Source organism: Pseudomonas sp. 05N434, assembly GCF_056396965.1.
In genome coordinates this window covers 1-4,308 of record NZ_JBFTMK010000443.1, presented here as the reverse complement: position 1 = coordinate 4,308, position 4,308 = coordinate 1, and the positions used below count along the sequence as shown (strand labels likewise).

The following is a 4,308-nucleotide window of genomic DNA, read 5'->3' as shown; positions in this document are numbered from 1 at the left end:
GTCATGAAAGCGTCAAACGCCCGCCGCTGGGCCGATCTGCCGTTACGCGGCAAAGCCCTCGTGGTGATTTCCCTGCCGTTGGTGATTCTGTTGCTCTCGCTGGTGCTGATCTACACCACCGAACGGCAGACCGCGCGCGCGGAAGAAGACGTGCGCCGCGTGCTGCTGGTGCAAGGCGATATTCAGGCGGTGCACACCCTGCTCGCCGAGGCCGCCGCCAGCGTGCGCGGCTATCTGCTGACCCATCGCGAGGATTTCCTGCCAGGTTACCGGCAAGCCAAGCCCTTGATCGAATCGGCCCTGCAGCGGCTCGACCGCAACGTTCGCGATCAGCGGGTGCGTAAACATCTGGAGGCGATCACGCCGCTGATCGACACCAAGGTCGAAGGTCTGGTTGAACTGCTCGATGATCGCAACGCAACCCCAGAGTCTATCACCACGATCCTGATCAACAACAAACATGTCCTCGACGAATTACGCGAACGCATCAGCGCCATGCGCACGCTTGAGGACACCCTGCTGGCCGAGCGCACCGCAGCGGCGGCCTCCACTCGACAGCGCCTGTTGTTCTCCACCTTGCTGGCCGCTGTTTGCGGGTTGTTCGGCGCCATTGTCGCGGTGCTGTTTCTGTCCAAAGGCATCGTCGCCCGGGTGCAGCAGGTTCAGCGTAACGCCCAACGGCTGGCACTCGGTCAGCCGTTATTGCCGCAACCGCCGGAGAACGATGAGATCGGTCAATTGGGCACGCGCCTGGTCGAGGCCGGGCTGTTACTGGCCGAACGCGAACGAGCCTTGCGCGACAACGAAGAACGCTTGCGGCTGATCATCGACGGGGTGAAGGACTACGGTATCTTCGCCCTCGACACACGCGGCTTCGTCACCAGTTGGAATGCCGGCGCCGAACGGATCAAGGGCTACACCGAACAGGAGATCGTCGGCCAGCATTTCTCGGTGTTTTATCTGCCGCAAGAATGTCCGCAGCATCCCGACATGGCGCTGCGCGAGGCCACACGCAATGGTCATTACATGGAGGAGGCCTGGCGTTGCCGCAAGGATGGCAGCCGCTTCTGGGCCAGTGTGGTGATTACCGCCCAGTACGACAGCAGTGGCGCCCTGCGCGGGTTCTCCAAGATCACCCGCGACATCACCGATCGCCGTGTTGCCGAGATCGCGCTAAGTACTGCGCGGGAAGAAGCGGAACGCGCCAGCCGCGCCAAAAGCGAGTTTCTGTCGCGCATGAGCCACGAACTGCGTACTCCGCTCAACTCGATTCTCGGCTTCGCGCAACTGCTGGATATGGATTCGCCCAAAGGGCAGCGGGCGCAGATCGGTCACATCCTGCGGGCCGGGCAACACCTGCTGACCCTGATCAACGAAGTGCTGGACATCGCCAAGATCGAAGCCGGGCGGCTGCCGCTCAACGTTGAGGCTGTGCCCCTGGCGGTGGTGCTGCAAGAAGCCCTGACGCTGGTGTCGCCCATGGCCTGCGACGCCGGCATTCAACTGGTGGAACTGCCGATGCTGGCCGCCGACAGCGGGATCGTCGCCGATCGGCAACGGCTGGTTCAGGTGCTGCTGAACCTGTTGTCCAACGCGATCAAATACAACCGGCCCCAGGGTCAGGTGCACATTGAGGTCAGGGTTCATCAACAACGAATTGCAGTATCGGTCTGCGATACCGGCAAGGGCATTGCAGCTGATCGGCAGGACCAACTGTTCAAGCCGTTCGAACGCCTGGAGACCGACCCGAACGTTGAAGGCACGGGCCTCGGCCTGGCGTTGAGCAAAAGTCTTCTGGAAATGATGAACGGCAGCCTGACCGTCAAAAGCCAACCCGGCAACGGCTCCAGTTTCACCCTGGAGCTACCCTTCGAGCGATTGCCGTCAACCACTGAGCCACCAGCGGCACTGATCAGCCCGCCAACCGCAACGCCCGCCCTCGCCGCCCCCGATTACCAGGGCAAAGTGCTGTGCATCGAAGACAATCTGTCGAGCCTGGCCCTGATCGAAACCCTGCTGCAGCGACGGCCACACATCCAGTTGCTCTCAAGCATGCAGGGGCAAATGGGCCTGGACCTGGCCCGGCAACATGCGCCGCAGCTGATTTTGCTGGATGTGGCGCTGCCGGATCTTGACGGTTTCAACGTTCTGCAGCGCTTGCGTCTGTCCTCCAGCACCCGCGCCACGCCCGTGCTGATGATCACCGCCGATGCCAGCGACCTCACTCACCAGGCCTTGCTGGAAGCAGGAGCGACCGCGGTGCTGACCAAGCCGATTCATATTCCTTCATTCCTCGCCCATCTTGACCAGCACCTACCGGAGCCCGTGTGAACACCGACCTGCGCATTCTGATCATCGACGACCAACGACCCAACCTCGATTTGATGGAGCAGTTGCTGGTCCGCGAAGGCCTGACCAATGTACTGAGCAGCACCCAGCCGCTGCGAACCCTGGACCTGTTCAACAGCTTCGAGCCGGACCTGGTGATTCTCGACCTGCACATGCCGGAGTTCGACGGCTTTGCCGTGCTCGAACAGCTCAACCGGCGCATTCCGGCCGGYGAATACCTGCCGATCCTCGTGCTCACCGCCGACGCCACCCGCGATACCCGCCTGCGCGCGCTGGCCCTGGGCGCCAAGGACTTCATCAGCAAGCCATTGGACGCCCTGGAAACCATGCTGCGGGTCTGGAACCTGCTAGAGACCCGCGCACTGTATAAAGCCCTGCGCACGCTGGTCCCTGCGGATCAAATCGAGTTGCTGCGTCAGTTAAGGCCGCAGCCAGTTAGCTGATTGCAGGGGCGGAATCACTGACGATTTGCCGCTGAAAGCCGGATTGCGTGGCTGGCTTGGCGTCTTCACGACTGGCGGCTGCAGAAAGCCCAGCAAGGCTCGCTGCGTGTCATGCCAGGCCGTGGGGTGTTCCATGTCGAGGAAATGCCCGGTGTTCTCGATGGTCTGAAACTGCGCCTTGGGGGTATGCGCCGCAAACAGACGGGCGTCTTCCACCGAGGTGTACTCGTCCCATTCACCGTTGATAAACAGCAGCGGGACTTCGATGGCATCGGCACAAGACACGTAGCAGTGAGTGTCCTGGGTCAACACCTCATTGACGTGAAAATGCATCTGCCGGTATTCGTGTTCGTCCAGGCTGCTGACATGGCGCTCATTGAAACGCTTGAACAGCGACGGCAGGTGTTTGCCGATCGTGCTGTTGATCAAACGCCCGACGTTGCGTCGATCGCAGGCATGGAGAAAGTGCCGCCCGCTCTCCAGATACTCACGCATCGGTGTGTTGATCCGCGCGGCGAATGAACTGATCACCGCCTTTTCGATCCGGCGGGGCCGCTGGGCCAGCGCTACTAAGGTCGCCGCGCCACCCCAGGAAAAGGACAGCACATGCTGGGCGCGAAAGTGCTCGATCAACTCCAGCAGTATTTCGGCCTCGTCTTCCTTGCGGATCGGTTGGTCATGCCGGTTGTGTTGTTTCGATTGACCGGCGTAGGGCTGATCGTAGAGGACCACATTGAAGCGTGGCCGCAGGTAACGCACCGTTTGCGCAAAGGATGCGGTCGTTGCCAGCGAGCCATTGACCAGAATGATCGTCTTGTCAGCAGCGGCGTTGAGATAGTGCTCGGTATAAACCTTGTACTTTTTACCAATCTCGACGATGGCAGTTTTCGGCATCATTTCATTCTATTCCTTGAACAAATTGGACCAGACACACAGCGTGGTCGACTGTCCGGCTTCCTCCGGACAAGCCTGACAGCACAAACCAGCGACAACGGTACAAGGGCGCTGAGATGAACGCCATGACCAATGAGTCACAACCCGACCAGCGGTTTCCAGTTAAGCAGGAATTCTCCCGTGTGCAAGCTCACAAGCTCGAAAGCATCTGCCCAGACGCTTCGCCGGCATCAGCCTATGCTTGTTGATTGCCCCACCCTTTTCATCTGCCCAACAAGGAGTTGAAAAATGTCGCTAACGCTTTACTACCATCCGCTGTCGTCGTACTGCCACAAAGTGCTCATCGCGCTTTACGAAAACGGCATCGAGTTCGACAGAAGAATCATCGATCTCACGGACGCCGCCGACCGCGCAGAGCTTCAGGCATTGTGGCCAATCGGAAAATTCCCGGTACTTCGCGATCATGCTCGTCAACGTAATCTGCCGGAGTCCAGCGTCATCATCGAGTACCTGGATCGCCTGTATCCAGGTGAACAGCGCCTGGTTCCGGACGATTGGGAGACCGCGTTGGAGGTGCGCTTATGGGACCGGTTTTTCGACAATTATCTACAAACGCCGGTCC

The 4,308-nt window shown here is 60.0% G+C and carries 4 protein-coding genes; 3 read left to right on the top strand and 1 reads right to left on the bottom strand.

Annotation, left to right across the window (positions count from 1 at the left end; translation table 11 throughout):
• Positions 1–3 precede the first annotated feature (3 nt).
• Both AC1DLB_RS22885 and AC1DLB_RS22880 read left to right on the top strand, forming a co-directional pair.
• Complete coding sequence (locus AC1DLB_RS22885; protein ID WP_477743180.1) at positions 4–2,331, top strand: ATP-binding protein; 2,328 nt, start codon at positions 4–6, stop codon at positions 2,329–2,331.
• Positions 2,328–2,792: a response regulator gene (locus AC1DLB_RS22880; protein WP_018928998.1), complete on the top strand. Its 465-nt coding sequence runs from the start codon at positions 2,328–2,330 to the stop codon at positions 2,790–2,792. Before AC1DLB_RS22885 ends, AC1DLB_RS22880 begins: the two co-directional genes overlap by 4 nt.
• Here the strand turns inward: AC1DLB_RS22880 and AC1DLB_RS22875 are convergent.
• Positions 2,769–3,689 (bottom strand): alpha/beta fold hydrolase, encoded by a 921-nt coding sequence (locus AC1DLB_RS22875; RefSeq protein WP_192350360.1) that lies wholly within the window; start codon positions 3,687–3,689, stop codon positions 2,769–2,771. The two genes, AC1DLB_RS22880 and AC1DLB_RS22875, sit on opposite strands and share 24 nt — an antisense overlap.
• Before the next feature lie 285 nt (positions 3,690–3,974).
• On the opposite strand from AC1DLB_RS22875, the gene AC1DLB_RS22870 reads away from it, so the two are divergent.
• A partial coding sequence (locus tag AC1DLB_RS22870) for a glutathione S-transferase family protein (RefSeq protein ID WP_477785689.1) occupies positions 3,975–4,308 on the top strand: 334 nt, incomplete at its 3' end.